This window comes from Paenisporosarcina sp. P4_D4 (assembly GCF_056401835.1).
In genome coordinates, this window is the sequence record NZ_JBFUIO010000327.1 from 1 (window position 1) to 1,038 (window position 1,038).

Below are 1,038 nucleotides of genomic sequence, written 5' to 3' on the forward strand. Positions count from 1 at the left end.
AGCAGGACTTACTGATATTACGGTTGTTTTAATTGAAGGAAAAAGACACGAATTACTAAACGAGATTAATAAAGAAGAAACATTTGAACTGATTATTAATTGGATGGAGAAAAAATGAATGAATTAGAAGTGTTAGCCATAGTTGGACCTACCGCATCCGGTAAAACAGCCCTATCAATTAAGCTTGCTAAATTGCTGGACGGTGAAGTAATTAATGGTGATTCCATGCAAGTTTATAAAGGACTTGATATCGGTACAGCCAAAATCACATTAGACGAAATGGAAGGGATTCCTCACCATTTACTAGATACTAAACAGCCAGATGAATCTTTCTCGGTAGCAGAATACCAAAAAATAGTACGAGCAAAAATCGCAGAAATTAGAGCAAAAGGAAAATTGCCTATTCTAGTTGGCGGTACCGGGCTTTATGTACAATCTGTTTTATATAATTTTCAATTTACTGAGGAGCGGGTCGATGAGACCATCCGCAACAAATATTATGAACAACTTGCAGAACTGGGCCCACTTGCGATGCATGAGAAACTTAAACAGGTGGACCCTCGAAGTGCCGCGGAGATTCATCCTAATAATACACGCAGAGTGGTAAGGGCGTTAGAAATCGCGGAGCATTCGGATACAACTAAATCTGCCGAACCACAAAAACAGGGACATGAACCTATGTATCGACATGTGATTCTCGGACTTGATGTTGAAAGGGAAATTCTCTATGAGCGCATTAATTTGCGTGTCGACCGCATGATCGAACGAGGTTTGGTCCAGGAAGCGAAGCTTCTATGGGATAATGATATCAGGGATACTCAGTCAGTACAGGCTATTGGTTATAAAGAAATATTCTCTTATTTCAGAGAAGAAATTTCATTGGCAGAAGCCATCGAACAAATTAAGCAAAATTCACGCCGATATGCAAAGAGACAATTAACTTATTTCCGCAATAAGCTTCCTGTCGTTTGGATTGAACCAGAGATTACTTTATCGGAAATTCTTCCGATAATTAATCGCATTATGCAGGAATCCCAT

1 protein-coding gene is annotated in these 1,038 nt (G+C 39.2%); it reads left to right on the forward strand.

Annotation, left to right across the window (positions count from 1 at the left end):
* Window positions 1-114: 114 nt before the first annotated feature.
* Window positions 115-1,038, forward strand: a 924-nt coding sequence (miaA, locus tag AC1DSL_RS18580; RefSeq protein ID WP_477533383.1) for a tRNA (adenosine(37)-N6)-dimethylallyltransferase MiaA, incomplete at its 3' end; no start/stop codon positions are given.